Source organism: Hyalangium minutum (assembly GCF_000737315.1).
Taxonomy (GTDB): domain Bacteria; phylum Myxococcota; class Myxococcia; order Myxococcales; family Myxococcaceae; genus Hyalangium; species Hyalangium minutum.
This window is the reverse complement of record NZ_JMCB01000005.1, coordinates 382639-409445: the sequence shown is the minus strand read 5'-3', so window position 1 is coordinate 409445 and position 26807 is coordinate 382639. Positions and strand designations below refer to the sequence as shown.

Here is a 26807-nt window from a genome sequence, read left to right as displayed (position 1 = left end):
CCCCCTTCAGGGGAGGCCTGCTTGCGCCAATTCTGGGTATTCCTGCTGCTGTGGGGCGTGGGGTGTACACCCTCCACGCCCATTCCCGGGGTGGTGCGCCCCGGGCCCGGGGAACCGTTCCTGCAGAGCCTGCCAGGCCCCATGCCCGGCTTCGGCCCTTTTGAGTCCTATACACAGGCGTTGATGGCGGCCTGTCCGCTGATTCTCTCCAAGCCGAACGCCACGGCTGGCCGCGTGGGGAGCCAGAACTTCCAGATACGCTGGCGGGTCTCCAGCGAGTACTGCGCCTGGCTGTATTACACGCCGGACCACAAGTACGAAATGACCCTGCTGACGGATCAATCCAAGCCGAACCTCGAGGATAGGAAGACCTGTGACCTCCCTCCCTTTGTGAATGATCCGCGCTACCCGCCCACCAGCCTCAAGTACATCTTTGCGCTCCACAACCATCCTTTCGAAGACATCCTCTCCAATAAGGATATTGGATACATCACAGACATGGGATTGACCCATGGATTTGAAATCAATACGAGAGATGGCAACGTACGTCTCGCCGTCATCGCGTTCTTTTCTACTTCGAATGATTTCGAGTCCCCCACTTGCGATGGGTTCTTTGAGTACATCCCAGCGACGACCGAGATGGTAAAATGGCACCATTCACAAGATGACTGGCGTATGGAGCATGTGGGCCTTGTCAAAAGGCTCGCCAACGGAAGGTATATCCTTGAGAAAAACTAGCTTCGTGCACCGTCTTGGCAGATGGTTCCTGGCGTTGGTGTCTTTCTCAGCTTGTTGGCGCTCCCCACATTCCTCGCCCATACCGGTCGGGAACGACACGTCCATCAGGTTCCCTGATTTCGGTAATCAGAGGCCCATCATCGTCGGGGAGACAAACGCCCCCTATGATTTGGATGGCGTCACGCTTCGGGCCGTCATGATTGCCGCGAATGACTATATCCCTCCGGGCAGGCAAGAATATGGCTGTCAAGATCGACAGGAGGCACAGCTTTATCAAGTGATTCGCCAGGGAGACATCATCTTCGTAAGTGTCTCTTTCAATTTTTCATTTTGCCGACCCACCATCTGGGCACTGGATGACGGAGCCCGCTACGCCATCAGCACCGATGGCCGGATTCTGCGGCGGCTCGTCGGCATTGAGCCCGATGGGTTTCCCCGCGAGGAGCCGCCAAGGCCGAGCATCCCCGTTCCGAATCACCTGGTGGGCGCCCCCTTCGAGGAGATCCGCGCCTACTATCGGGATGCAGGCATTCCATTTCCAGGAGAGTCGCCCGCAGACGGAGGGGTGCCCGTACCGCCGGACGGCGGGCTGGCAGGAGACTCTCGGGATGGTGGAACTTGAGCGGCTGGCTCTGTCCCGCTGAGGCATGATGGCTGCCTGGAGGATGCAATGAAGGTCCATGGCCAGCCGATGCGGACCATCTGGGTCGAGCCCGATGGCTGGTCCGTGGGCATCATCGACCAGACGCGCCTGCCGCACGCCTTCGTGACGGCCCAGCTCACCACGATGGAGGCGGTGGCTCATGCCATCACCTCCATGCAGCTCCGAGGCGCTCCGCTCATTGGTGCCGCCGCTGCATATGGCGTCTGCCTCGCCCTCCGCGTGAACCCGTCGGATGAAAACCTGGAGAAGGCCTGCGCGACGCTGGCCGCCACTCGGCCCACCGCCATCAACCTGCGCTGGGCACTGGAGGAGATGCGCCGCGCGCTGCAGCCGCGCGCTCCTTCCGAACGCCCCTCCGCCGCGTATCGCCGTGCCGCCGCCCTGTGCGACGAGGACGTCGCCATCAACCACGGCATCGGCACCCAGGGCCTGCCGCTCCTGCGCGAGGCCTGGGAGCGCAAGGGCCAGAAAGGCCGCCTCAACATCCTCACCCACTGCAACGCAGGCTGGCTGGCCACCGTGGACTGGGGCACCGCACTCGCGCCCATCTATCTGGCGCACGACGCGGGCATCCCCGTGCATGTCTGGGTGGACGAGACCCGTCCTCGCAACCAGGGCGCCAGCCTCACCGCGTGGGAGTTGGGCCAGCACGGCGTCCCTCACACCGTCATCGCCGACAACGTGGGCGGCCACCTCATGCAGCACGGCCACGTGGACTTGTGCATCGTCGGCACGGACCGCACCACTGCCCGAGGCGATGTGGCCAACAAGATTGGCACCTACCTGAAGGCGCTCGCGGCCAAGGACAACGGCGTGCCCTTCTATGTGGCGCTGCCGTCTCCCACCATCGACTGGACGCTCGAGGATGGCGTGCGAGGCATTCCCATCGAGCAGCGCGACGGCGCCGAGCTGACCGACATCAGCGGCCGGCTGCCCTCGGGTGACGTCGTCACCGTGCGCATCACGCCTCCCGGCAGCCCCGCGGCCAACTACGGCTTCGATGTCACTCCGGCCCGGCTGGTGACGGCGCTCGTCACCGAGCGCGGGGTGTGCGCCGCCTCTCCCGAGGGGCTGCGCTCGCTCTTCCCCGAGCGGATGCGGGGAACCGGGACGTGAGCCCGCTGCCTCACTTCAGGCAGCGCGAAGCCATTCTCTCCACCGCCCGGCGGTTGAACCCCTCAGGGCTCAATCAGGGCACGTCCGGCAACCTCAGCCACCGTGTGGCCGACGGCTTCCTCGTCACCCCCACCGGCATGGAATACGACGCGCTGCGCCCAGAGGACATCGTCCTCATGCGCTTCGATGGGAGCCATGAGGGCCCGCGGCGGCCCTCCTCCGAGTGGCGCTTCCATCGAGACATCCTCGCCTCGCGGCCCGAGGTGAATGCGGTGCTGCACACGCACTCGCCGAACAGCACCGCCGTCGCGTGCCTGCGCCGCTCCATCCCTGCCTTCCACTATATGGTGTCGGTGGCGGGTGGATCCGATATCCGCTGCGCTCCCTACGCCACCTTTGGCACCGAGGAGCTGTCCCGCCACGCAGTCGCCGCGCTCGAAGGCCGCAAGGCGTGCTTACTGGCCAACCACGGCCTCATCACCCTGGGCCCAGACTTGCCGAGCGCCTTCAAAGTCGCCGTCGAAGTTGAGACACTCGCGAGCATGTACCTGCGGGCGCTTCAGGCAGGTGAGCCCGTGTTGCTCGACGACGCCGAGATGGCTGTCGTGCTGGAGAAGTTCAAGACCTACGGGCAGCAGAAGGAGTAACGGCGGACCATGCCCCCTCGCAAGCTCACACGACACCTCAACTGGCTCGAAGCCTTCGCAGCCGCCGTCGAAGCGGGCAGCCTCGAAGGCGCCGCCGAGCACCTGGGCGTGGCCCGCTCCGTGGTGAGCGAGCACATCCGCTCGCTGGAGCTGGCCCTCGGCGAGGGGGAACCCTTGCTGGAGCGAGGCCCCGGCCGCCGACTCCACCTCACCCGGCGCGGCCAGCGGCTCTATGCCGGCACGCAGACGCCGCTGCACCAGCTGGACCTCAAGCGCCTCAGAGACTTGTCCAGCACCGAGCCCAGCCTGCGCCTGGGCCTCAACCACACGCTCTCCATCCTGCTGCTGGGCGAGCTCGCCACCGACGCGGCTCGCGCCAACATCAAGCTCGAGCTCGGCTTCGGAGACCCCTTCGAGCTGGTGCGTGAGGTGCAGACCGGCCAGCGGGATCTCGTCATCAACTTCACCCCGCTGCCCCCGCACAAGGGCGTGGAGGCCGAGTCCCTCACCACCCTGCCCTTCGTGGTGCTCGCTGGGCCCCGCACGCCCCTGGCCGAGCGCTACAGCTCCCGCACGTCCCTCCATGTAAAGGACCTCGAGGGCCAGGCCTTCGTCGACTGGCTCAAGGACGACCCCTATGGCGGCGCCAACAGCGCCCGCTTCACGACGCACAGCGTCACCGTGCGCGAGGTCGCCCGCGTGGAGAGCTTCCTCCACCTCTTCGACGTGCTGCGCGCCTTCGACCAGGCGTGCGCCATTGTCCCGGACCTGCGCTCCCTGCGCCCTTTCCCCCCGGATCTCCACGTCTGGCCCTTCCAGGAGGAGCAGCCCCAGACCATCGAGGTGGTCGCCCTCTGGCCCGAGAACATGCAGAGCACGGAGGCCAAGCTCGTTCTCCAGGGGTTACGGCGTCGCCTCCAGAAACGTCGGAAATCCGAATAGAACTTCGGAATTTTACGGATTTCCGTCCGGCCTCCCCATCTCTACCTTAGTGGATAGCTGATGGAGGGAGCGCGTATGACCCCGACGGAGAAGACGCTGGCCCGGCTGCCTGCCCACCTGCGCCGCTATGTGGTGGGACAGGACTACGCGTCCTATACGCCTCGGGACCAGGCCGTGTGGCGTCACATCCTCGGCCGGCTCCGCAGCCACCTGTCCGACAAGGCGCACCCGGTCTACCTCGAGGGGCTCGAGGCCACGGGCATCGGCGTGGAGCGCATCCCCAGCTTGGATGAGATGAACGAGAGGCTGGCCCAGCTCGGCTGGGCGGCGGTGGGCGTGCGCGGCTTCATCCCGCCCGAGGTATTCACCGAGCTGCAGTCCCTGGGCGTGCTGGCCATCGCCGCGGACATCCGCACGCACGAGCACATTCAGTACACGCCCGCGCCGGACATCGTCCACGAGAGCGCGGGCCACGCGCCCATCATCGCCAACACCCGCTATGCGGAGTACCTCAAGCGCTGCGGCATGGTGGGCTTCAAGGCCATTGCCTCCGTCGAGGACCAGGCCATCTTCGAGGCCATCCGCAACCTGAGCGTGGTGAAGGAGGACCCCACTTCCACGCCCGAGCAGGTGGAGCACGCGCAGGCGCGCCTGGATGCCGCCACGCGCTGCCGCCGCTACGTCAGCGAGAGCACCAAGGCCGCGCGACTCTATTGGTGGACGGCCGAGTACGGCCTCATCGGCAGTCTGGAGCGCCCGCGCCTGTTCGGCGCCGGCCTGCTGTCGAGCATCGGCGAGGCCGAGCACTGCCTCACCTCCGCGGTGAAGAAGGTGCCGCTGAGCCTGGTGTGCGCGGAGACCGAGTACGACATCACCCGGATGCAGCCGCAGCTCTTCGTGGCGAGGGACTTCGAGCACCTCTTCGAGGTGGTGGAGCAGTTCGAGGCCTCGCTGTCCTGGAAGCGCGGCGGAGACCACGGCCTGCGTGAGGCGCACCGGGCGCGCTCGGTGAACCACCTGGTGCTCGCGGACAGGCGTGAGGTGACGGGCCGCGTGGTGGAGTTGTTCGAGGGCGTGCGCCCCGTGAAGGAGGGCCTCACCACCGCCCTGGTCCGGCTCTCCGGGCCGGTGATGCTGTCCCGCGACGCCAAGGCGCAGGGCAAGCCGTGGCAGAGCCCCACGCTGGTCGCCTTTGGCGCTGGCACCCTGCCGGAGCGCGGAGAGTTCCAGCTCGAGCTGGCCAGCGGCCTGCGGCTGGAGGGCTTCGCCGTGGGAGGTGGCGAGGTGCTGCGCCTGAAGGTGAAGCTGGGCGAGCGGACGCTGGAGAGCCTGCCCTCCGTGGCGCGGCTCTTCCTCAGCGAGGGTCTGCCGTCCGTGGCCGGTGGCCCCGCGGATCCGGAGGCGTGGGATCACTGGTTCGGCGAGCTCAGCGCCTTCACCGAGGGCGACGGCGAGGCTCAGGCCCGGGCTCGCAAGGCCGAGGCGCTGCCTCCCGCGCTTGCGACGCTCTACCGGGACGTGCGCGCGCTGCGTGAGTCCGGAGAGCGCCGGCTGGACCGCCTGGAGACGCTCATGAAGGCCGCCAACGCGTTCCCGGACGAGTGGCTGCTGTGGGCCGAGCTGAACGAGCTGCACAACGCCTTCCAGGGGGCGCCTCTGCCTGGGACGTACGCCGGACGGCCCGCCGCCGCGCGGTTGGCCGCGCACTAGCCTCCAGCACGCGGGGCGGCGAGTGGCAGAGCCGCCTCGGGAAGCGATAGAACGGCGGGCGCATGGAAGCGAGCGCCGCGCTCTGCGCCACCCACCCCGAGTCCCCTGCTGATGGCACCTGCAGCCGGTGCGGCCTCTTCATCTGCGAGCGCTGCCGCCGGTGGCAGGTGGGGAGAATGCTCTGCCTGCGCTGCCATCAAGTGGCGCTGGGCGAGAAGCCCTCGCGCCGGGCCACGGTGGCGCTCATCTTCGCCACGGCGGGCTTCTGCGGGTTCGTCCCCGGGCTGGTGGCCATCTTCCTCGGCCACCAGGAGCTCGCCGCCATTCACCGGGGCGAAGCCCCCGGCTCCGGGGAGGGGATAGCGAGGCTCGCTCGCAACGTGGGATACTTCCACCTGGCGATGCTCGTCGTGATCGCGATCGGGCTGGTGGTACGGAGCTGAACCCCGGCCTGGGCGGGCTCGCCCTCACAAGAGAGAGAGTGCACTGAGCATGGCGAAGAAGACGTTTGCCCTGGAGCCGGGGGGGCCGAAGCGATTGGAAGTGAGCTGGGGGATGTTCTGGAAGAACTTCACCGTCACCCTCGATGGGAAGCAGGTGGGCACGGTGGAAGGCGGCCAGAAGGAGCTCAAGAAGGGCGTGGAGTTCCGCCTGCCGGACGGCAGTGACTTGCGAGTCCAGCTCGTCTCGGGAGCGCTGAACGTGGAGCTGCAGGTGACGCGCAACGGAGCCGCGCTGCCGGGCTCCGCGTCGGACCCGGCGCAGCGGGTGCAGTCCGCCGCGTACCTGCTCTACTTCTTCGCGGGCCTCAACACCCTGCTGGGCGTCGTCGCCATGCTCATCGACAACGAGGTCCTCGACCGGCTCGGCATGGGCCTTGGCTCCATCATCTTCGGAGCCATCGTCGCGACGCTGGGCTTCTTCACCTCCCGGCACTCGCGCGTAGCACCGATGCTGGCCATCGTCCTGTACGTGGCCGACACCCTCTATACCTTCGTCGCCTCCGTGGAGGCCGGAGGCCGCTCGCCGGGTGCCGGCATCATCGTCCGCGTCTGGGTCATCTGGACGCTGTGGAAGGCGTTCCAGGCCGCGGGAGAGCTGGCCCGCCAGGAGAGCAGCGGCCCCGGGCTCTCCCCCAGTCCGTAACCCATGTCAGGGAAACCGGCGAGGACTCCGCCATGACCGACGCAGAGACGTTCCTCCGCCTCGCCTTCGCGCAGGCCCCGGCCTCCGAGGCCAACGCCGCCATCTCGCGCACCCGCGAGGAGCAGGAGGACTCGAGGAGCTATGAGCTCGTGCTGCCGGGGGGAGACGTCCGCGCCTTCCTGCTGGAGCGCGCGCTGCCAAAGCTCGTGGACTACCTGGAGTCGGTGGGCGCGAAGCTGCCGGGCTGCGGCGGCGTGTTCCTGTCGGTGTTCGCTGGGGACACGCTCCACTTCATCCACGCCCGCGATGCGATGCAGCTTCTGGCCGAGTGGAGCGGGGCCTCCTTGGAGGAGCTGAAGCGCCGCTACGGCCCGAGGTAGCTCGGTATAGGCTGCCGCGCCACCTTGGAGACTGCCTTGCGCCCAGCGCCTCTGTTCCAGCTGTCCGCCCTGCTCTGCCTCTCGTTCCTGTCGTCGCCGGTCCTCGCGGCGCCTCCCGCCAAGGAGGACCCTTCCCGCGCTGACGTGTCCCGGCTGCTCGCCAGCATCCTGGGGGACACCCCTCTGGTGAGCGATCTCCAGTCGCTCAGCGATGAGATCGGTGGCAGGGCCACGGGCTCGCCGGCCAACCTGCGCTCGGTGGAGTGGGCGCTGGCGCGCTTCCATGAGGCGGGAGTGGAGGCGCGCAAGGAGCCCTTCCAGATGCCCTCGCTGTGGCTGGAGCGCGCGGCGCGTGCCACGGTGCGCGGGGAGAACCTCAGTTACACGCCTCGCGTGGCGGCCATGCCCTTCTCCACCAGCACGCCCAAGGGTGGGCTCACGGCGCCGTTGATCGATGGGCGCAAGGGCTCCGAGAAGGACTTCCAGGCGCTCGGGGCCAAGGTCCGCGGGGCGTTCCTGCTCATCGAGACGGAGGAGCTCAAGGACGTCGACGGCTTGTTCCGCGAGTACGCCGAGAGCGCGGCCATTGAAGAGCGCGCCTTCGCCGCGGGCGTGGCGGGAGTCATCTACATGGGCTCACGGCCCAACAACCTGCTCTACCGCCACAACGTGGCCGTGGGCCTGCGCAACACTCGGCCCATGTTCGTGATGGAGCGGGACGCAGCGCTGCGGGCACTGCGGCTGATCCGCGGCGGCAAGGCGCTGACCATCACTGCCGAGCTGGACCTCCAGACTGGCCCCGCTTACACGAGCTACAACGTCGTCGGTGAGATCCGCGGCTCCACGCGCCCCGAGGAGGTGGTCCTCGTGGGTGCGCACCTGGACTCGTGGGACCTGGGCACAGGCGTGCTGGACAATGGCGCCAACGTGGCGGCGCTCATCGACGTGGCGCGGCAGATGAAGCGGCTGGGCCTCCAGCCGGCTCGCACGATCCGCTTCGCGCTGTGGAACGGCGAGGAGCAGGGCATGTACGGCTCGTGGGGCTACACGCGGACGCACGAGGCGGAGCTGGACCAGCACGTGATGGCGTCCTCGTTCGACATCGGCTGTGGGCGCATCAACGGCTTCTTCACTGGACGCCGCCCTGAGCTGCCCCCTCTGGTGGACCGGGCGCTCGAGCCAGTGAAGGGGCTGGGGCCCTTCACGCAGGTGGATGACCCCATCGTCGGCACGGACAACTTCGACTTCATGCTGCACGGCGTGCCGAACCTCGTGGCGAGCCAGGAGCCCGCGCTCTATGGGCCCAACTACCACGCGCGCTCGGATGAGATGGACAAGTGCGACCTGCACCAGCTGCGGCTCAACACGGCCATCATCGCCGCGCTGGCCTACGGGTTCGCGCAGCAGGACGGCGCGAAGCTGCCCCGGCAAACCCGCGCGCAAGTGGAGGAGATGGCGCGCGCCACCGACCTCCTCCAGCAGATGAAGTCCTTCAACGTCTACGAGGATTGGGCCGCTGGAAAGCGCGGCCGGAAGTAGCTCACCGTCGTCCCCTGAGGAGCCGCGCCATGATTGATTTCTACACGTGGGCCACGCCGAACGGCTGGAAGATCTCTACCACCCTGGAGGAGCTGGGGCTGCCCTACACAGTGCACCCCATCGACATCAGCAAGGGTGAGCAGAAGAAGCCCGAGTTCCTGAAGATCAACCCGAATGGGCGCATCCCGGCCATCGTGGACCGCGAAGAGGACAACTTCGCGGTGTTCGAATCGGGGGCCATCATGATCTACCTGGCGGAGAAGACCGGGAAGCTGATGCCCACGGACCGCAAGGGGCGCTCGCGGGTCATCCAGTGGCTCATGTTCCAGATGAGCGGGGTAGGCCCCATGCAGGGGCAGGCCAACGTCTTCTTCCGCTACTTCCCGGAGAAGATTCCCTCGGCCATCCAGCGCTACCAGAATGAGACTCGGCGGCTCTACACCGTGCTCGACACCCGGCTCCAGGAGAGCGAGTACCTGGCGGGGGACTACAGCATCGCGGACATCGCCACCTGGGCCTGGGTGCGCGCCTACGACTGGGCCGGTGTGTCGGTGGAGGGGCTGACCCAGCTGCAGCGGTGGCTGGCCGCCATCGAGCAGCGGCCCGCGGCGCAGCGGGGGCTAAAGATCCCTCACGAGCTCAAGCTGGGGTCCGCTGCCGACCAGGAGAAGCTGGCCCAGTCGGGTCAGAGCATCGTGCAGCGCTAAGGGGCAGCCCCGTTCTGAAAGACAGCTTCGTCTTTTGAGCTCACAGGGAGCGGGTAGCGATCTCCGTGAGCTCCTCGTCCGTGAGAGCCAGCGGGTTGGCCTTCATGCTGCTGGCCACCTTGGCCTTCTCTACCAGCCGGGGGACCTCTGCCTCCGTCAACCCGTAGCGGCGCAGTCCCGGCACGCTCAGCGCCTGGCACAGCTCCTTCACCCAGGTGATGGCGTCCTCCGCCTTCGCCTCGGGCCGGCCGGTGAGCAGCGCCGCTACCTCCTGGAAGCGCGGAAGCGCTGGGTGCTGGGCCGCACGCGCCCGCATGGCCCGCAGGTTCACCTCCAGGGCCGCCGCCAGCAGCGCCGCGCACACCGCCCCGTGCGGCGCCTGGAACATGCCGCCCATGGGCGCCGCGAAGCCGTGCACCGCGCCGAGCCCCGAGTTCGCCAGGCACAGCCCTCCGAAGAGGCTCGCCAGCGCCAGGTCCTCTCGCGCCGCCGCGTCGAAGTCCTCCAGCACCGCCCGCCGCAGCGAGCGCGCCGAGCGCCGCATGCCCTCGCGCGCCAGCGTGTCCGTGAGTGGGTTGGCCCGAGCCGAGATGAACGGCTCGATGAGCTGAGAGAGCGCGTCCAAGCCGCTCGAAGCAATCACTGGCCCCGGCGTCCCCTTCAATAGATCCGGATCCACCAGCGCCACGCGCGGCAACATGAGCGGGCTGCGCAGGCTGGCCTTCACCTTCTCTTCCTTCGAGCCCAGCACCGCGTTGCGTGTCACCTCCGAGCCTGTCCCCGCCGTCGTCGGAATGGCGACCATCGGCACGGAGGGATGCGTCAGAGGCCGCCCGCGCCCGATCACCTCCAGGTAGTCGAGCGGATCTCCGCCATTCGCCGCCAGCGCCGCGATGGCCTTGCCCGCGTCCAACACACTGCCTCCGCCCAGCGCCACCAGCGCATCACAGCCCGCCGCGATGGCCGTCGCCGTGCCCTCCCGGGCCAGTTCCAGCGTGGGCTCGCCCTCCACCCGGAATAGGACGGTAGACAGCCCCAGCCGATCCAGGCCCTCGCGCAGCGGCGCCGCGCGCACCGGCGTGCTCCCGGTGACGATCATCACCCGACGGCCTCCCAGGGCCCGCACCACCTCGGGCGCCTCGGCCAGCCGGCCCGCTCCGAAGAGGACGCGCGTCGCAGTGGCGAACTCGAACGCCAGGCCGCCGCTCATGTCACCACCCCTCGTTGCCCGGGAAGCAGTTGATGTACTTCCGGCTCGTGCGCGGCTCCGCCATCATCGGAGCCACTGTGTCGCGCCACTTGAGGTAGTGCGCCGTCTCCTTGTGCGCGGCCGGCGCCTCGGGCGTGCGGTACACCTCCACCAGCACGAAGCGCGTCTTGTCGTCCGCCTCCTGCACCACATCGAAGCGGGCGATCCCCGGCTCCTTCACGCTCTCGCGCGCATTGGCCAGCGAGGCTTCTCGGAAGGCGTCGACGTGCTCCGGTTTGACGTGAACATAGACGTGGACGATCAGCAGGCTCTGCGACATGCGCCCAGGGTACCACGCCAGAGCCTCCATCGCCGCGCCCTCCACCCCGAGGGGAACTTCGGCTCCGGCAAGGATATCGTGGACTCGGTGTTCGGCGGATCCGGCCTCCCGCGTGAGGGAGGCCCCCCTCATGAGGAGGATGAATGCGAAGCAATCTTCGGTGGCTCGGGCTGGTAGGCGCGGCGCTCCTGTGGGCTTGCGGAGGGGAAGAGCCCCCCGCGCAAAAGGTGACGCTCCGCGTTCCCATGTATCCGTACATCCCGGACTCGGCCGGGGATGGATTCAAGGCGTTGACGGCCCGCATCAAGAAGGACTTCGAGGCGAGCCACCCGAATGTCGATCTGGTGCTCAACCCGGCCTGCGACCAGGAGATCGACTTCTATGATCCGGACGGCATCGCCCGCTCCCTGAAGGGCGAGAGCCCCTGCGCGTACGACGTCATCGAGACGGACACCGCCCTCCTGGGCGAGCTGGTGGCCACGGGAGCGCTGCGCCCCTGGCCGCGCGTGCCGGCGGAGTGGGTCCAATACCATCCCTCGGGGATTCAGGCCTCCACGCCGTCCTCGCCTGCGGCGCTCTATGGCGTGCCCCACTGGCTGTGCAACCACTTCATCATGTCGCGCAGCGAGAGCGTGCGTCAGGCCCAGACGGCCACGCAGCTCGTCCAGGCGCTGGAGGGCCTGGGCACCCCCGAGGCCGGCACCGCCGTGGACATGCTCGGCAGCTGGAACCTGCCCTCGCTCTACCTGGATGGGTGGTCGGACAAGTACGGGGGCGAGTCGCTGCGGGCCGCGGTGACGACGTCGAGCTACGACCAGGGCGTCCTCGACTCCATGCACGCCTTCGTCCGCACCTGCGCCTCCGCTGATGGCACGAACCCCTGCATCGACGGAACGTACGGCCTGTCCGAGAACTTCGACCTGCCCGCGCAGCTCTTCGCGCAGGGGAAGGTGGACTCCACGCTGGGCTACTCGGAGCGCCTGCACACCATCATCAAGAGCCTGCCCGCGGGCTCCAGCGCCTCCGCCATCAAGATCTCCTCGGCGCCGCTGGGCAGTGGCAACACGCCCATCCTGTTCACCGACTCCTACCTCCTGGGCGTCAACTGCACGGGCGACTGCGAGAAGGCGGCGCTCGCGTTCGCCGACTACATGAGCCAGCCGGGCACCTACGAGTGGATCCTCATGAGCGAGGATGCCCCCGAGGCCAGCCGCGTGCCCCGGTACCTGCTCCCCGCCGTGCTCGACGCCTATGACATGCCGAAGCTCCGCGCCGATCCCTTCTATCCCGTGCTCGGCACCTTGACGCGCAACGGCGTGCCCTTCCCCAACAGCGGCCTGTACGGCATCCGCAAGCAGATGGAAGCCGACATCAAAGCCGTGCTCAGCTCGCCGTGATGATCCGCCACTCGCTCTTGCCGCGACTCCTGGGCTGCCTCCTCGGCGGTCTCCTGCTGTCCACCACCGCAGGGGCACAGCCCTCCTCGGAGGGCCCCGCCCCTCGCCCACCTACGAAGGAGGAGCTGACGCGCTACCCGTGGCTGTCCAAGGACGCTCGGGTGCGCTCGCTGGAGGCCGCCTTCCCGCCTCCCTCCGGCTACACCCGGGTGGCGGTGGAGCCGGGCTCGTTCGGGGCATGGCTGCGAGGCTTGCCGCTGCGGCCCGCGGGCTCGCCCGCGCGCGACTTCCGTGGCGGACAGGTGCTGGCCGGGGATGACTCCCGGCTGGCGGCGGTGGCGGAGCTGGACATCGGCTCGGCCAACCTCCAGCAGTGCGCGGACTCCATCATCCGCCTCCACGCCGAGTGGCTCTGGGTCCAGAACCAGAAGGACCGCATCGCCTACCGCTTCACCAGCGGGGACCTGGCCACCTGGAGCAAGTACGCCGCCGGAGACCGGGCGAAGATCTCCGGCTCGAAGGTGAAGTGGACGCGCAGCGCCTCGGCGGACAGCTCGCGCACGTCCTTCCGCGCCTACCTGGACCTGGTCTTCACCTACGCGGGGACGCTGTCGCTGCAGGAGCTGAAGCAGCGGCCCTCGCGCGAGACCGCACGGCCCGGAGACTTCTTCGTGCTCGGAGGCAGCCCGGGGCACGCGGTGCTCGTCCTGGACGTGGCCGTGAACGCACAAGGCGAGCGGGTGGCCCTTCTGGGCCAGGGCTTCATTCCGGCGCAAGATTTCCAGGTGCTGTCTCCGGGCCAGGACGGGCCGTGGTTCTCCCTGGAGGCGGATGAGGTGGCCACGCCCTTCTGGAAGCCCTTCCCCTGGTCCTCGCTGCGCAGGCTCTGAGCCGGGAATAAGGGGGGGAATGCAATGTTCGGCCGCCCGCCCGGGTAGACGCCGTGCCCCGGGTTGGCTAACACCCCCATCCCCCTTCTTCCCTGGAGACCCATGAGCCTCAAGCTCTTTCCCCGCTTCTTCTGGGCCCCGGGCGCGCTCAGCGCCCTGTTGCTCACCAGCTGCGCCACCAGCTCTCAGGCGCCCGACGCCAATGCCGCGGCGCAGAAGGCCACGGGCAAGCTCGGCATCGAGTTGAAGAACTTCGATCCCTCCGTGCGCCCCCAGGATGACTTCTACAAGCACGTGAACGGCACCTGGGCGAAGACCGCCACGATGCCGGCGGACCGCGCCCGCTATGGCACCTTCATCGAGCTGGCGGAGAAGAGCGAGAACGCGCTCAAGGCCATCATCGAGGAGACCGCCGCGCAGAAGGATCTCCAGCAGGGCACGGACGCCCAGAAGGTGCGCGACCTGTACGCGAGCTTCATGGACACCCAGCGCATCGAGCAGCTGGGCCTGGAGCCCATCCGCGCGGACCTGCAGCGGGTGGCGGCGCTGAAGAGCCCCAACGAGTACCCGGCGCTGTTCGCCGAGTTCTACCGCTGGGGCGTCCCGACGCCGCTGGCGGCGTTCGTGGGCCAGGATGCCAAGCAGGCCACGCGCTACATCCTCTACGCGAACCAGGCGGGCCTGGGCCTGCCGGACCGGGACTACTACTTCAAGCAGGAGCCGCGCTTCGCCGAGGTGCGTGCCGCCTACCAGAAGTACGTGGAGCAGCTGCTCGCGCTGGCCGGTGAGAAGGACGCGGCGAGCGCGGCCAAGAACATCGTGGATCTGGAGACGAAGCTGGCCGAGAAGAGCTGGGACCGGGTGCGCAACCGGGACCGCGAGGCCACCTACAACCTGAAGACGGTGGACGAGCTGGAGAAGCTCACCCCGGGCTTCGCGTGGAAGAGCTACCTGAAGGCCCTGGGCGCGGAGAACACGCCGGGCGTCATCGTCCGCCAGCCGGACTACTTCCAGGCCCTCTCCGAGGTGCTCACGAAGACGCCGCTGCCGGTGATGAAGCAGTACCTCACCTACAAGCTGCTGGATGCGTACGCGCCGCTGCTGAACAAGTCCTTCGAGGACCTGAACTTCCAGTTCCGCGGCAAGACGCTGCAGGGCCAGGAGGAGAACCGCCCCCGCTGGAAGCGCGGCGTGGAGATGGTGGAGTTCTCGCTGGGCGAGGTGGTGGGCAAGCTCTACGTGGAGCGCCACTTCAGCCCCGAGTCCAAGAAGCGCATGGTGGAGCTGGTGAGCAACCTGCGCGCCGCCTTCAAGGAGGGCATCGAGCAGCTCGACTGGATGAGCCCGGCCACCAAGGCGCAGGCTCAGGACAAGCTCTCCAAGTTCAACGTGAAGATCGGCTACCCGGACAAGTGGCGCGACTACTCCAAGCTGGAGATCTCCTCAGGAGACCTGGTGGGCAATGACAAGCGCGCCACCGCGTTCGAGATCCAGCGCAACATGGACAAGCTGGGCAAGCCCATCGACCGCACCGAGTGGGGCATGACGCCGCAGACGGTGAACGCGTACTACAACCCCTCGCTGAACGAGATCGTCTTCCCGGCCGCCATTCTCCAGCCGCCGTTCTTCGATCCCGAGGCGGATGACGCGGTGAACTACGGCGGCATCGGCGGCGTGATTGGCCACGAGATCAGCCACGGCTTCGATGACCAGGGCAGCCGCTCGGATGGCGACGGCAACCTGCGCGACTGGTGGACGGCCGAGGACAAGAAGGCCTTCGAGCAGCGCACCTCCATGCTGGTGGAGCAGTACAACAGCTTCAAGCCCATCGACCAGATGTCGGTGAACGGCAAGCTGACGCTGGGCGAGAACATCGGCGACCTGAGCGGCCTGACGGTCTCCTACCGCGCCTACAAGCTGTCGCTGAAGGGCCAGGAGGCCCCGGTCATCCAGGGCTTCACCGGCGACCAGCGCTTCTTCTTCGGCTGGGGGCAGGTGTGGCGCTCGCTCTTCCGCGATGACTACCTGCGGCAGATGCTGGTGACGGATCCGCACTCGCCGGGACCGATCCGCGTCAACGGCGTGGTGCGGAACATGCCGGAGTACATCCAGGCCTTCGGCGTGAAGGAGGGCGACGGCGCGTGGCTGCCGCCCGAGCAGCGCGTGAAAATCTGGTAGCGCCGCACGCAGGTTGAAGTGGGGAGGGACGCATCCGCCCTCCCCGCTTCAGGCCCGGGACTCCCGCGCTCCCTGCGCCTCCAGCGGGAGCTCGAGGATGAAGGTCGCGCCCTGCTCCTTCCCGGAACTCTCGCACGTGAGAGAGCCGCCCAGTTCCTGGGCCGTCAGGGAGCTGAGGTGCAACCCGAAGCCGTGCCCAGCCTGCCGGGTGGTGAACCCCTGGGTGAAGACGCGGGGCAGGTGCTCGGGAGCAATGCCCACCCCGTTGTCGGCCACCTCGACATGCAGCCGGCCCTCGGGCGCGTGCTCCACCCGCACGGTGATCCCCTTGTCCGGGCGAGCGCTCTCCTCCAGCGCCTGCTGCGCGTTGGTGAGGAGGTTGGTCAGGATCTGCAGCAGCTTGTACCGATCCACTTCCACCGCAGGCACCTGGCTGTACTCCGTCCGCACGTGGATGCCGGAGCGCTCGAAGGATGCGCTCATCAAGCGCAGCGCATCGTCGATGAGCTGAGGCACGAGCACCTCCTCCACGAGGCCGATGGGACGCGCATGCTCCTGCTGCACGCTCACCATGGCCCGGACGTCCTCGATCCCCCGGCCCAGGGTGTGCACCTCCGCCACGAGGGTCTCCTGCTCCTGAGCGAGCTCCCGGGAGAGCTGCCGGAGGTAGGTGGGAATCTGCTGACCGCGAGGATCCTCGGTGAGGAAAGTGCCCAGCTCCCCCGCGTGCGCGTCCAGCAACTCGGCGACGCGGGCCACCCCCGAGAGCCGCAGGGCCTGTGAGCGCTCGGCCACCAGCCCCATCGACACGGTGATCGAGTTGAGCACATTGCCCATGTTGTGAAGGACGCCGATGGCCATCTCCGCCTTGCCCGCCTGGCGCGACACCTCCAGCAGGCTCCGGTGCATCTCGGCCAGCCGGCTCTCGCTCGCCCGGAGCGCCGCGAACGCCTCCGCCCGCGAGGCGCTGTGCAGCCAGCTCAGCCCCCAGCCGCTGAACAGGGTCACCGCGGCGAAGAAGGACATCATCTCCGACTGCTCATTCTCGAAGAGCGGGCGGTCGAACCGGAACCCTGCCTGGGCCCAGGGGTAGAGGAACAGCGTGTTGAGCGCCATCACTCCGGTGAAGACGAGCCCCGTGCGCGCGCCCAGCAGATACACAGCCAGGGCGGGGGCGAGCATGATCACCGCATGGGTAGGCGCCTGCGGATTTCCCAGCAGGTGGATGGCGAAGACAATGCCGACGCTGAGCGCCGAGCACAGGAGCAGGGCCGGGATGCGGAACGGAGCGCCTCGGCGCACCAGGATCAGGGTGCTCAGGTAAGCGGCCGAGAAGAGAATCCCCGCTGCTCGGAAGAGCGTGCCGTGCGCGGGCGCCTCGGGGCCGAACATGTTCAGCAGGGCGAGCGCGAGGTTGAGCGCCGCCGCGCCCACCAGCACCCGAAACCGGCCAAGCTCATGCGGAGGAAACCGGCGCTGCTCCTCATGGAGCAGCAAGTCCAGGCGCTTCAGGAACCACGTCCGCAAGGTTCGGTGCATGTGGTCCCCTTCCATCCCCAGTCTTCCGCACAGCAGAACCTATTGGCCACCCCTCTGGACAATGCAGGCAGAGGTGTGCCTCTTCACGGCACTGCGGCTCCCGACGAGGCGCTCCACACCGCGAACCAGTCCTGCGTGTCCATCTTCAGCTCGAGCGCCCTCACAGCGGCTGTCACGCGCTCCAGCCGTTGAGTGCCCAACACGGGAATGATGTTCGCCGGGTGCCGCAGCAGCCACGCGTAGATGACCTGATCCATCTCCGCGCCGTACTGCCGGGCCAGCGCAGACAGCACCGCGCGCACCCGGCTCTCCGCCTGTCCCTCGCCCTTCAGCAGGCGCCCGCCCGCCAGCGGCGACCATGCCATGGGGGACATCCGCCGCTGCAGGCACTGGTCCAGCGTCCCGTCCAGGAACGGCTCCAGCCGCAGCGGGTGCAGCTCCACCTGGTTCGTCACCAGCGGCCGGCTCAGGCGGCTGGCCAGCGTGTCCACTTGCGCCGGCGTGAAGTTCGACACGCCCACGTGGCGCACCTTGCCCTGCGTTACCAGCGCGTTCACCGCCTCGGCCACCTCATCCGGGTCCAGCAGCGGGCTCGGCCGGTGCAGCAGCAGCACGTCGAGGTAGTCCGTGCCCAGGTTGCTCAGCGAGCGCTCCACGGACTCGACGATGTGCTGCCGCGAGTAGTCGTAGTGCTTGATCCACGTCTTCGGCCGGGCCGGGTTGACCAGCATGATGCCGCACTTGGTCACCAGCTCCATCCGCTGCCGCAGCCCCGGGCGGGCCTTCAGCGCGGCGCCGAACGCCTCCTCGACGCGGTACCCTCCATAGATGTCCGCGTGATCGAACGTGGTGATGCCACATCCCAGGCACGTCTCGATCAACGTCAGCACCCGCTGGACGTCGGCCCCCTGGCCGTCATCCAGCAGGCGCCACGCGCCGTAAGCGAGCCGGGACACCTCGGGGCCTCCGGGGGACATCTTCACGCGCATGCGGTCCTCACGAGTCATGAAGCCGCCTGCCTAGCACGCCCCCGGCCGCCACCGGAGCCCTGTCATCAGAAGTCCGAGATGCGGTCCGCCAGCTCCGAGTGCAGCACGAACTGGTTGTTGTTGCCCTGCACCCCGGCCACCCGGCGGTTGCGCTCGATCTCGGCCGCGTCCACCGCGTCCGACTTGTTCCACTCGCGCAGCACCGACTCCTCCTCGGGAGGGATGCGCTTGTTGTACTCGGCGGAGAAGTAGAACATCGCGCGCGCCACGTTGCCCTTGTGGTCATCGGGCGGCTCGAACACCTTGCGGCCCTGCGCGTCCGTGCCGAACTTCGCGCCGCTCGGGCTGCTCCACTGCACCTTCTCCACCTTGCCGAACGGGAAGCTGCTGCGCGTGCTGTTCGCCTTGCTGTCCGTGGGGAACAGGTGGTGCAGGTCGCTCTTCGCCGTGCCCGTGGCCCCCTTCGACTGCGGCCACGTGTGCTCCACGTTCATGTCCGAGCTGTTCGGAATCTTGCCGCCGTTGATCTCCCGGTGCGTGTACACGTCGCGCACCTTGCCGTTGTTCACGTCCACGTTGGTGAAGATCTCCTTGCGGGCCTCGCTGTAGCTCACCACGTGCTTGCCCGAGGACGCGCCCTGGATGGCCTTCAGCAGCGCCTGATCCCTCAGGCCCTGGAACGGATCCTCCCCCGTCGGAGGCTGCTGGGGCTCGTCGCTCTTGGCCGTGCCCGTCAGCTCGAGGTTCCACTCCTTCAGCGTGCCCACGTCCTGCTTCGCCGTGTCCTCCACGGTAAGCTTCCAGTCGCCCTTCGTGGACTCGCCCGCGAAGGCGCTCAGGTCGAACGTGGCCTTGAGGTTGTCCTCCGAGCCGCCCTGCTTGTTGGACAGCGTCTGGCTCTTGCCCGAGGGGCTCGTCAGCGTCACCACCAGATCGCCCCGGTACGAGTGCGGAATGTCCACGGACACCTTGCCGCTCTTGAGCGACAGCGCGTCATCGAAGCGAAGCGTGGACTCCACCTTGGAGTTGTCCGGGATGGCCAGGTTCGGCGTGGCGCTGGCGCGGACCGTCTTCTCCGTCTCCGCCGCGGCGCTCGCGGGCTTCGCCGCCGTGGGCGCGAAGAGCGAGCCGAGCTTCGTCAGCGAGTCCGCGCGGGACGGGCTCGACGTGAACGACGAGCGCTCCGAGGCGCGCGGCGTGACGGCGGCGGGAGTGGAACGCAGAGCCTCCCGGGCGAGCGGCGCAGCGACGGGGCGGGGCTGGGAGAGTGAGCGCTGGAGGCTGACGGAATTCATGCCTTTATTATCAGCGCCCAAGACCTACAGTTGCCTCCATTCGACGACGTTTCGGCATTTTTACCTTCAGTGTTACTGGAATCGCCGTCGAGCCGGGCTTGAGGCCCCGTAAGTTCCTGGAATTGCTGGGACTCTAGAAGACCAAGCCGACGCCGGCGTGTGGCAGTGCGGCCATGCCCTCGGCCCACATGAGGGAGACACCCGCGTTGACGAAGAGGCCGAGCCCCGGTCCGGCGATCTCGAAGGAGACGCCGCCGCTGGCACAGGGGAAGGCCCAGTAGGCGGTCTCGGAGCTCTCGTACCGCGAGGCCCCCGCGCCAAACTCGATGAAGGCCCGGTGGTTGGGCCCAGCCATGGTGGCGACCCGGAGCACGCCCTCGGCGGTGCCGAAATAGGGGCCCTCGTTGATGCGGACGTCCTTCACGAAGAGCAGGTTTCCACCCAGTTCCAGCCGCGGCCCCAACACCAAGGCGTAGCCAAACTTGGCCCCGGCCACCGCCGCAGCGCCGTTCGTCGAGAGGAGACCTCCGCCCACCAGTTCCACTCGCCACTTCTGGCAAATGCCGTAGGAGCTCCGGTAGCAGATCGGATCATCCACCTCGTCGTTGAAGCTGGCCCTCCGGCGCCGGGCCGAGGCCTCCCCGGGGAACAGCACCATGAGAGCAAACCCGAGACAGCACAGGGCCCAGAGTTTCTTCGCGTGGAGTTTCAACATGACACTCCCATCGTACACCGCCTGAGCGGCGCGCGGATCAGGGGGGCCTCGTCTTCAGTGGGGCGTGGGGCTCCCGGTACATTTGTCTCCATGGGAGAGCGTCGAGTAAGCCGGAAGGCCGTGGGTGTGGGTGGAGCCCTCATGGCCTTGCTGCTGCTGCTGGGGCTCGGTCTCTGGAGGAGCGCAGAAGACGAGGTACCCGCCTCGCGGACGCGCCCAGGTCCTCGCGGCCCGAAGACGTCGTCCCGGGCCCGTCCGCAGCCCGTGTCCGGTGAGCGAGCCCTCGACGACTCGCCCCGCTCCATGGGAGCGCCGTCCCACGCAGGGGCCCTGGTGGTGGAGGTCCTCTCCAAGGACGCGCCGCTGCCCGGCGCATCCGTGCAGCTCTACGCACGGCAGCCTGCGGAGCTCCTCTCCTTCCCGGCGCAGTGGATCGGTGTGGACAGCGGGGTGACGGGAGCTGATGGACGGTGGACTCCGCCCGTGGCGCCCGGGAGCTATTACGTGACGGTCCACGCGGAGGGGCTCGCTCCAGGCTATGTGACGGTGGTGCAGCCCCCGGGGCCTGCGAGGACCCGCGTGCGGCTGAACCTGGAGCGAGCGGCTGAGCTGTCCGGCCTCATCCTGGAGAAGGAGACGGGCAAGCCCATCGAGAACGCGGAGATCCTCGTGACGCCTCCAGGCGTCATGTCCGCACCGCAGGCACGGCCCGACTCCCCCGAGGACGAGGGCCTCCTGGCCACGAGCAACGAGGCTGGCGAGTTCATGCTCTCGGGCCTGGCCCCAGGCACCTATCGCGTCGAGGCACAGGCCTCGGGCTACGCCCGGGTGGAGATCCCAGTCTTCGGGATTCCGCAGAGCCGCCTCACGCTGGAGCTGTCTCGGTCCGGGCAGCTCGAAGGAACGGTGGTGCATGCGGATGGGGCACCCGCCCCGGGAGCGGAGGTCTCCACCACCAGTTCCCAATATGACGCGACAGTCCTCACGGACGGCGAGGGACACTTCGCCATCGATGTGCCTCCGGGGACCTATACCGTGTCCTCGCGACAGGGCGAGGAGACCGGAGTGCTGGACGCGGTGGCGGTGGACGAGGGGGATCGCGTGCGTGGGCTGCGTGTCACGCTCGGCGCGGGTGCGCGGCTCTCGGGGACGATGCTTCGAAAGGATGGCTCGCCGGTGATCGGCGCGAAGGTGGAGACCTGGCGCCGCATGGCAGGATCGTCGGGCCTGGCTCACCGGAGCCGTGCGCTCGCGGTGACGGATGAGCACGGCGCGTTCACCCTCGGTCCACTGGCGCCGGGAACCCATGTCCCGGGAGTCGCCCTCCCGCAAAGAGGCCGGTACAGGCCCCCACCCGTCACCTTGGCCGCGGGCGAGCATGCCTCCGTGGTGTGGACCTGCGAGCCTCGCGATGACGTGACATGCCAGGTCCCAGAGGCCACGGAGGGTTCCGCGCAGCCTGCGCTGGCGGCCATTCGAGGCCGGGTCCTCCACCCGTTGGGGATTCCCGTGGGACGCATTGAGGTCATCATCCCTTCCGGGGACCGAAAGGAGGGCTGGAATTACTATTCCGATTTCACCGGTGACCGGTTCGATCTGCGAGGGCTTGCCCCAGGGCTCAAGCACTTCGCGGTGAAGGCGGAGGATATGGCGGCCACGGTCGCCGTCGAGCTGCAGCCAGGAGAGCTGAAGGAGCTGGAGGTCACCGTCACGCCCGGAGTCACCATGAAGGGACGGCTCATCGATGAGGCCTCGCGGCAACCGCTGGAGAATGGCTGGGTGCACCACCCGCTGATTTACATGCGCAACACCATGGGGAGGGGCGGCACGGGGAAGGATGGCCGCTTCAGCTTCGCTGGCGTCCAACCCGGAGAATTCCTTCTCAAAGTCACGCGAGGAACCCAGCAGGGAATTCTCCGTGGAGCTCCCTCCACGACCCATCCTGTGAAGGTCCTGCCGGATCAGGACAACGACGTGGGAGACATCATCGTCCCCACGCCGTGAGGATGGAGCCGCTCACTCCCAGGGAGCGGTCATCAGCTCACCGAAGCGCAGGCCCAGCTCCAGGCGCCCTGTCAGCGCCTGCCCCCAGGCGGTGGCCTCGGCGACCCAACCGGCCATATCGAGTCCCGCCGATGAGAGGGCCTTCAAAGGATCCCCCAGGCCCAGGGTCTTCAACAGCCGCGCGTAGTCCAGCAGCGTGGGGAGCGCCTTGCCCGGAAAGATGATCTCCATGTCGATGGACTTGCTGTCGATGCGCGGGCGCAGCTTTCGCGTCGCCGCCTCTGGCTCCGAGGTTTGTTCGAGCGTGTCAGCGAGGTGCGCCGCCTGCTCGGCACGCTGGGCCTCCAGCACGCGCCGCGCCTCCTCCGCCTTGCGCCGGGATTCCTCCGCAGCCTTCTCGGCCTCCCGGGCCTGGCGCTCCATGTCGCGGCGCCGGGATTCCTCCACCTTCCGCCGCAGCTCCTCCTGCCACTGCCGGTCCGCCTCCTCGCGCAGCGCTTCGAGGCGCTCGCGCATCAGCCGGACCTCGGTGTGCAGTTCCTCCAGGAAGTCCCGCCGGGGTGCCCGGTCAGTCGTTTCGGGCGGTGTGGTCTGCACGCGCCGCTCGAACCCGGGGAACCACTCCAGGAAGCGCTCGACCTCCGGAGCGAGCTCGTCCGCTCCTGCCCGGAACGCATTGGCCAGCGCCGCCGCCGCGTAGAACACGGCCAGGGAGGTGGTGCGAGGCTGGAGCATCACCCTGTCTGCCGCCGCGGAGAGCACGCACTGCACGCGCCTCGGCAGCTCATCCACGGGAGCATCCTGCATCAGGAGATCCGCCTGACGCGCAAACCCCTCCGGATCCACATGCCACCACGCCTGAAAGCGCGTGACGGCATCCTCTGGCGACGCGAGCTGCCGCTCCCACAGCTCCTGCCGCCACGGGGCGAAGACGAAGAGCAGATCCGCGCGCTCGTCCGGGTGCTCGTGGAAGCGCTGCCACACGGCATCGATGAGCACGACCCGGCCGACAATGCCGCTCCAGTCACGCACCGCCTGCTTCAGCGGCTCCAGCAGCGCCTGCCGTCCAGGGCCTTCCCATACCGCGTTCAGCACGCGGGCGGCCTGTTCCGGCGGCTCCTGCCAGTCCTGGAGGCGCGAGGTCAGCGTCATGAGCGCCTGGGCCAGCGGAGCACCGCTCTCCGCCTCGCGCGCCCACTGGTTCAGCAGCGGCTCCTCCTGGGGGCCTGCCAGCGCGAGGAAGCGCGAGAAGCCGATGTCCTCCAGGCTGCGCGCCCGTACGTCCGCGGGCGCTCGCGCGAGGGTCTCGGCCGTGGCCTCCACGAAGACCCGCGCCGGGCCCGCTGCCACCGGTGGCTCACCCACCCATCGAAGGAGGCGCAGGGCCACCTCGGGAGGCGCCCCGGGAAGCACAACCCGCGCCCAATAGCTCCAGCGATCCCGGGCGGCCTCGGACCACCCCGCGAAGGGACGCCCCTCCACCAATGGGAGCAGAGCCTCTGTCAAACGGCCGGGGCCCTGCTCCGAGCGGGAGAGCAGCGCCTCCAGCGCCTCGTCCGGCACCTCCTGCGGGAGCGTCGCGACCACGTCTCGCACGAAGCCCGCGTCTCCCCTGCGAACCAGCTGCTCGAAGAGGCTCGCCGATCGCAAGGTGGTCAAAACCCGGCGGGCCCGGGAGACCTTCTGAGTGTCCTGCGATCCGAGCGCTGCCAGCAGCTCCGCCTCGTTATCCAGGCACAGCGCGCACTCGAAGCGCACGTCGGGATCCGGATGCTCGAGCCCCTGCCGGAGAGCGAAGAGCACATCCACCTCGAGTTCCTTCCCCCGAGACGCCCGCGCCCACGCCACCGCGGCCCGGGCAGTCAGCTCCGGCTGAGCCATGGCGCGGCGCGCGATCTCCCGCACCTGCTCCCAGCCCTTCACCCCAATCCGGATCCACTCGAACACCCGCCAGCGGGACACGGCGAGCGCGGTCTCCACACGGATCCGTTCCCGGTCGTCGCTCAGGCACGAGCGCACCAGATAGGAGAGTTCTTGGGAGACCTTGCCCTGGTGCACCAGCGCGAGCCCGGCCAGCTGCCGCACCTCCCACGAGGCGCCCTTGGCGAACAGGCCCTCCAGCGTCTCGGGGTGCTCGAGAGGGCCGCCCTCCGGTGACACCAGCCTCAGCCCTCCGGGTATGAGCGCAGCCAGCTGCTCCACCGCGTCCTCGACGAAGCCCTTCTGGAGCAGGTGCTCCTCGCAGCGGCGCACGTCCTCGAGCAGCGGCCAGGCCTTCTCCCACTGCGCGGCGTACTGCTGCTCCATCCACTCCGCTTGCCCAGGCTCCAGCGCGGCCACCCGCTGCGCCAGGGCGAAGCGATCCACACCGGCCTGAAGCAACGTGCGCGCGGCGCCATGGCGCTCCAAGGGCACCTCACCACAGCCGCACGTGGGACACATCCCGTGCGGAGCCTTGAAACGGAGACAGGCCGGGCAACGGACCTCCGCGCCTCGGCGCAGGGAACTCTCGGGGACAGCAGCCATGTCTAACTCTTTAGTCCATCGCCGGGGGGCAGCGACGATCACCTCCACACACCTCCCACTGTCCGATTGCGTTCAGTGGTGAACCCCCGTTCTTCTGACGCGTCCTCCGTCAGAGCGAGGATGTCAGCAACATCTCTTAGAGTGGAAAACCTGTAATTCGCAGTGAAACGAGGTGACTGATGAGAGTCTTCACCGTAGCGAAGCTGGCTGTGTCCTGCATGGCCGTATCCCTGCTGACGGCATGCCCGAAGTCGCCGACGCCTCCAGACGACGGAAAACCGCCGGGCGACTGCCCCAGTGGCGTGACGCTGACGGCGGCGCAGGCCGCGCAGGAGAAGTTCGTCAAGGTCGACAAGCCCATCTCCGGCGAGTACGTGGTGGTGCTGAAGGATCCGGCGCCGGGCGTGCAGCCGAAGCCGGTGGCGCCGCTGGCGCAGCAGCTCACGGGCAAGTACGGCGGCACTTCGTTCGCCACGTACGAGAACGCGCTGCGTGGCTTCGCCAGCAAGATGACCGAGGCCCAGGCCCAGGCCATGTCCACCGACGGCGAGGTGGCGTACGTGCAGGAGAACCAGGTGCTGACGGTGTTCGACACGCAGTCGAACGCCACGTGGGGCCTGGACCGGATTGATCAGCGCGACCTGCCGCTGGACACGAAGTACACGTCCGCGGCCCAGGGCAAGGGCGTGCACGCGTACATCATCGACACGGGCATCCGCATCTCGCACAGCGAGTTCGGCGGGCGCGCGGACGTGGGCTACGACGCCATCGGCGACGGGCAGAAGGGCAACGACTGCAACGGCCACGGCACGCACGTGGCGGGCACGGTGGGTGGCAGCACCTTCGGCGTGGCGAAGAACGTGCTGCTGCACGCGGTGCGCGTGCTGAGCTGCTCGGGCTCGGGCTCGACGGCCGGCGTGGTTGCGGGCATCGACTGGGTGACGAGCAACCGGCAGCTGCCCGCGGTGGCCAACATGAGCCTGGGTGGCGGCGCGGACCGGGCGCTGGATGACGCGGTTCGCCGGTCCGTGGCCGCAGGCGTGGTGTACGCGCTGGCGGCGGGCAACGACAACAAGGACGCGTGCAACACCTCGCCGTCGCGCACGGCCGAGGCCATCACCGTGGGCGCGACAACGAAGGACGACACGCGGGCCACTTTCTCCAACTTTGGCGGCTGCGTGGACATCTTCGCGCCGGGCCACAACATCACCTCGTCGTGGAACACGGGCGACGCGGACAACAAGACGATCAGCGGCACGTCCATGGCCACTCCGCACGTGGCGGGCATGGCGGCGCTCTACCTGGGCGCCCACCCGAACGCCTCGCCGAACGACGTGGCCAAGGCGCTGCTGGACAACTCGACGCCCAACAAGGTGGGCTCGCCGGGCAAGTGCTCGCCGAACAAGCTGGGCTACATGGGCTTCATCGGCGGCGGCACGCCGGCGTCCACCCCGTCCTCCGCGCAGTAAGCGCGCCCCAGCCGTTGCTGTGAAAGAGAAAGGCCCCGGGTTCTCGCGAGCCTGGGGCCTTTTGCTATTCGGAGTGAGGGGCGCTCCTCACTGGGGCTTGGTGAAGGGCACGTCCAGCACGGGCAGCTTCTTGGCGTTCGGCAAGTCGTAGTGCCACCACTCCATCTGGTTGCGCTTGAAGCCGACGCCCTCCATGGCCTCGCGGAGAATCTCCCGGTGCTTGCGCGAGGCCTCCGTGCCGCCCTTGTAGCCGTGGTGCGCCGCGGGGGTGAAGTCGTCGAACTTCGTGGGCATCTCTACGTCGCCGCCCTCGGTGGTGACCATCGTCAGGTCCACCGCCGCACCCCGGTTGTGGTTCGAGCCGAACTTCGGATTCGCCACGTAGCCGGGCTGGGGCATGATCTTCCACATCTCGTACTGCACGGCGCGCGGACGGTAGCAGTCGTAGACCTTCAGCCGGTAGCCCTGGGGCCGCAGCGTGTCCGCCGCCTTCTTCAGCCGCTGCACCGTGTCCTTCAGCAGCATGCAGCGCGCGTCCGCCGGGTACACAGCCCGCTTCAGGAAGTTGTCCTCCGTGGCGTAGCGCAGGTCCACCACGAGATCCGGAATCACCTCCGTGGCGTCCACCACCGCCGGCTCGCCCGCGGACAGCCACAGCGTCACCACCAGCTTCGCCGCAGGCAGCAT

At 68.1% G+C, this 26807-nt stretch carries 23 protein-coding genes; 15 read left to right on the top strand and 8 right to left on the bottom strand.

Features of this window, described 5'->3' with window-relative positions:
• The first annotated feature begins 21 nt into the window (after positions 1–21).
• The 10 genes from DB31_RS15195 to DB31_RS15150 all read left to right on the top strand — a co-directional run bounded on the left by DB31_RS15195 (position 22) and on the right by DB31_RS15150 (position 9589).
• Positions 22–738: a hypothetical protein gene (locus DB31_RS15195; RefSeq protein WP_240486704.1), complete on the top strand. Its 717-nt coding sequence runs from the start codon at positions 22–24 to the stop codon at positions 736–738.
• A gap of 670 nt (positions 739–1408) precedes the next feature.
• Entirely contained in the window at positions 1409–2518 is a 1110-nt protein-coding gene (gene mtnA / locus DB31_RS15190) for an S-methyl-5-thioribose-1-phosphate isomerase (RefSeq protein ID WP_044187960.1), read from the top strand.
• Entirely contained in the window at positions 2515–3165 is a 651-nt protein-coding gene (locus DB31_RS15185) for a class II aldolase/adducin family protein (protein WP_044187958.1), read from the top strand. Before mtnA ends, DB31_RS15185 begins: the two co-directional genes overlap by 4 nt.
• Positions 3166–3174: 9 nt before the next feature.
• The gene (locus tag DB31_RS15180; RefSeq protein ID WP_044187956.1) at positions 3175–4107 is read left to right on the top strand and encodes a LysR family transcriptional regulator; all 933 of its coding nucleotides are present in this window, start codon (positions 3175–3177) and stop codon (positions 4105–4107) included.
• A gap of 75 nt (positions 4108–4182) precedes the next feature.
• A complete protein-coding gene (locus tag DB31_RS15175; RefSeq protein ID WP_083968314.1) occupies positions 4183–5817 on the top strand; it encodes an aromatic amino acid hydroxylase in 1635 nt (544 codons plus the stop codon).
• Between the two features lie 62 nt (positions 5818–5879).
• A complete protein-coding gene (locus DB31_RS15170) occupies positions 5880–6260 on the top strand; it encodes a DUF4190 domain-containing protein (protein WP_044187954.1) in 381 nt (126 codons plus the stop codon).
• Between the two features lie 49 nt (positions 6261–6309).
• Positions 6310–6963 (top strand): hypothetical protein, encoded by a 654-nt coding sequence (locus DB31_RS15165; protein ID WP_044187952.1) that lies wholly within the window; start codon positions 6310–6312, stop codon positions 6961–6963.
• 32 nt (positions 6964–6995) lie between these two features.
• Positions 6996–7343, top strand: a complete 348-nt coding sequence (locus DB31_RS15160) for an STAUR_1299 family protein (RefSeq protein WP_044187950.1) — start codon at positions 6996–6998, stop codon at positions 7341–7343.
• A gap of 36 nt (positions 7344–7379) precedes the next feature.
• Positions 7380–8882: a M20/M25/M40 family metallo-hydrolase gene (locus DB31_RS15155; protein ID WP_044187948.1), complete on the top strand. Its 1503-nt coding sequence runs from the start codon at positions 7380–7382 to the stop codon at positions 8880–8882.
• A 29-nt stretch (positions 8883–8911) separates the two neighbouring features.
• Positions 8912–9589, top strand: a complete 678-nt coding sequence (locus DB31_RS15150) for a glutathione S-transferase family protein (protein WP_044187946.1) — start codon at positions 8912–8914, stop codon at positions 9587–9589.
• A 40-nt stretch (positions 9590–9629) separates the two neighbouring features.
• Here the strand turns inward: DB31_RS15150 and DB31_RS15145 are convergent, their stop codons facing one another.
• Complete coding sequence (locus DB31_RS15145) at positions 9630–10799, bottom strand: iron-containing alcohol dehydrogenase (RefSeq protein WP_044187944.1); 1170 nt, start codon at positions 10797–10799, stop codon at positions 9630–9632.
• A gap of 1 nt (position 10800) precedes the next feature.
• A complete protein-coding gene (locus DB31_RS15140) occupies positions 10801–11118 on the bottom strand; it encodes an antibiotic biosynthesis monooxygenase (protein ID WP_044188184.1) in 318 nt (105 codons plus the stop codon).
• Between the two features lie 143 nt (positions 11119–11261).
• On the opposite strand from DB31_RS15140, the gene DB31_RS15135 reads away from it, so the two are divergent.
• From DB31_RS15135 to DB31_RS15125, 3 genes are all read left to right on the top strand, one after another.
• A complete protein-coding gene (locus DB31_RS15135) occupies positions 11262–12515 on the top strand; it encodes a type 2 periplasmic-binding domain-containing protein (RefSeq protein ID WP_044187942.1) in 1254 nt (417 codons plus the stop codon).
• Between the two features lie 17 nt (positions 12516–12532).
• The gene (locus tag DB31_RS15130; RefSeq protein ID WP_420806695.1) at positions 12533–13405 is read left to right on the top strand and encodes a DUF4846 domain-containing protein; all 873 of its coding nucleotides are present in this window, start codon (positions 12533–12535) and stop codon (positions 13403–13405) included.
• Positions 13406–13507: 102 nt separating this feature from the next.
• Positions 13508–15583, top strand: a complete 2076-nt coding sequence (locus tag DB31_RS15125) for a M13 family metallopeptidase (protein WP_044187940.1) — start codon at positions 13508–13510, stop codon at positions 15581–15583.
• Between the two features lie 48 nt (positions 15584–15631).
• Here the strand turns inward: DB31_RS15125 and DB31_RS44805 are convergent, their stop codons facing one another.
• From DB31_RS44805 to DB31_RS15105, 4 genes are all read right to left on the bottom strand, one after another.
• Positions 15632–17122 carry a sensor histidine kinase gene (locus DB31_RS44805; protein WP_169787050.1) on the bottom strand — a complete coding sequence of 497 codons (1491 nt, stop codon included), beginning with the start codon at positions 17120–17122 and terminating at the stop codon, positions 15632–15634.
• Positions 17123–17205: 83 nt separating this feature from the next.
• A complete protein-coding gene (locus tag DB31_RS15115) occupies positions 17206–18129 on the bottom strand; it encodes an aldo/keto reductase (protein ID WP_044187938.1) in 924 nt (307 codons plus the stop codon).
• A 47-nt stretch (positions 18130–18176) separates the two neighbouring features.
• Entirely contained in the window at positions 18177–19406 is a 1230-nt protein-coding gene (locus DB31_RS15110) for an endonuclease (protein ID WP_083968310.1), read from the bottom strand.
• A gap of 133 nt (positions 19407–19539) precedes the next feature.
• Entirely contained in the window at positions 19540–20121 is a 582-nt protein-coding gene (locus tag DB31_RS15105) for a hypothetical protein (protein ID WP_157231993.1), read from the bottom strand.
• 141 nt (positions 20122–20262) lie between these two features.
• Here DB31_RS15105 and DB31_RS15100 point away from each other — a divergent pair, with 141 nt between their 5' ends.
• Positions 20263–22125 carry an MSCRAMM family protein gene (locus tag DB31_RS15100; protein WP_044187936.1) on the top strand — a complete coding sequence of 621 codons (1863 nt, stop codon included), beginning with the start codon at positions 20263–20265 and terminating at the stop codon, positions 22123–22125.
• Between the two features lie 12 nt (positions 22126–22137).
• Here DB31_RS15100 and DB31_RS15095 read toward each other — a convergent pair whose 3' ends face one another.
• Positions 22138–24651 carry a hypothetical protein gene (locus tag DB31_RS15095; protein ID WP_044187934.1) on the bottom strand — a complete coding sequence of 838 codons (2514 nt, stop codon included), beginning with the start codon at positions 24649–24651 and terminating at the stop codon, positions 22138–22140.
• 179 nt (positions 24652–24830) lie between these two features.
• Between DB31_RS15095 and DB31_RS15090 the strand changes: the two genes are divergently transcribed.
• Positions 24831–26120, top strand: coding sequence for a S8 family peptidase (locus DB31_RS15090; RefSeq protein ID WP_044187933.1), 1290 nt, complete (start codon positions 24831–24833; stop codon positions 26118–26120).
• Positions 26121–26207: 87 nt separating this feature from the next.
• Here the strand turns inward: DB31_RS15090 and ddpX are convergent, their stop codons facing one another.
• Entirely contained in the window at positions 26208–26807 is a 600-nt protein-coding gene (ddpX, locus tag DB31_RS15085) for a D-alanyl-D-alanine dipeptidase (protein ID WP_044187931.1), read from the bottom strand.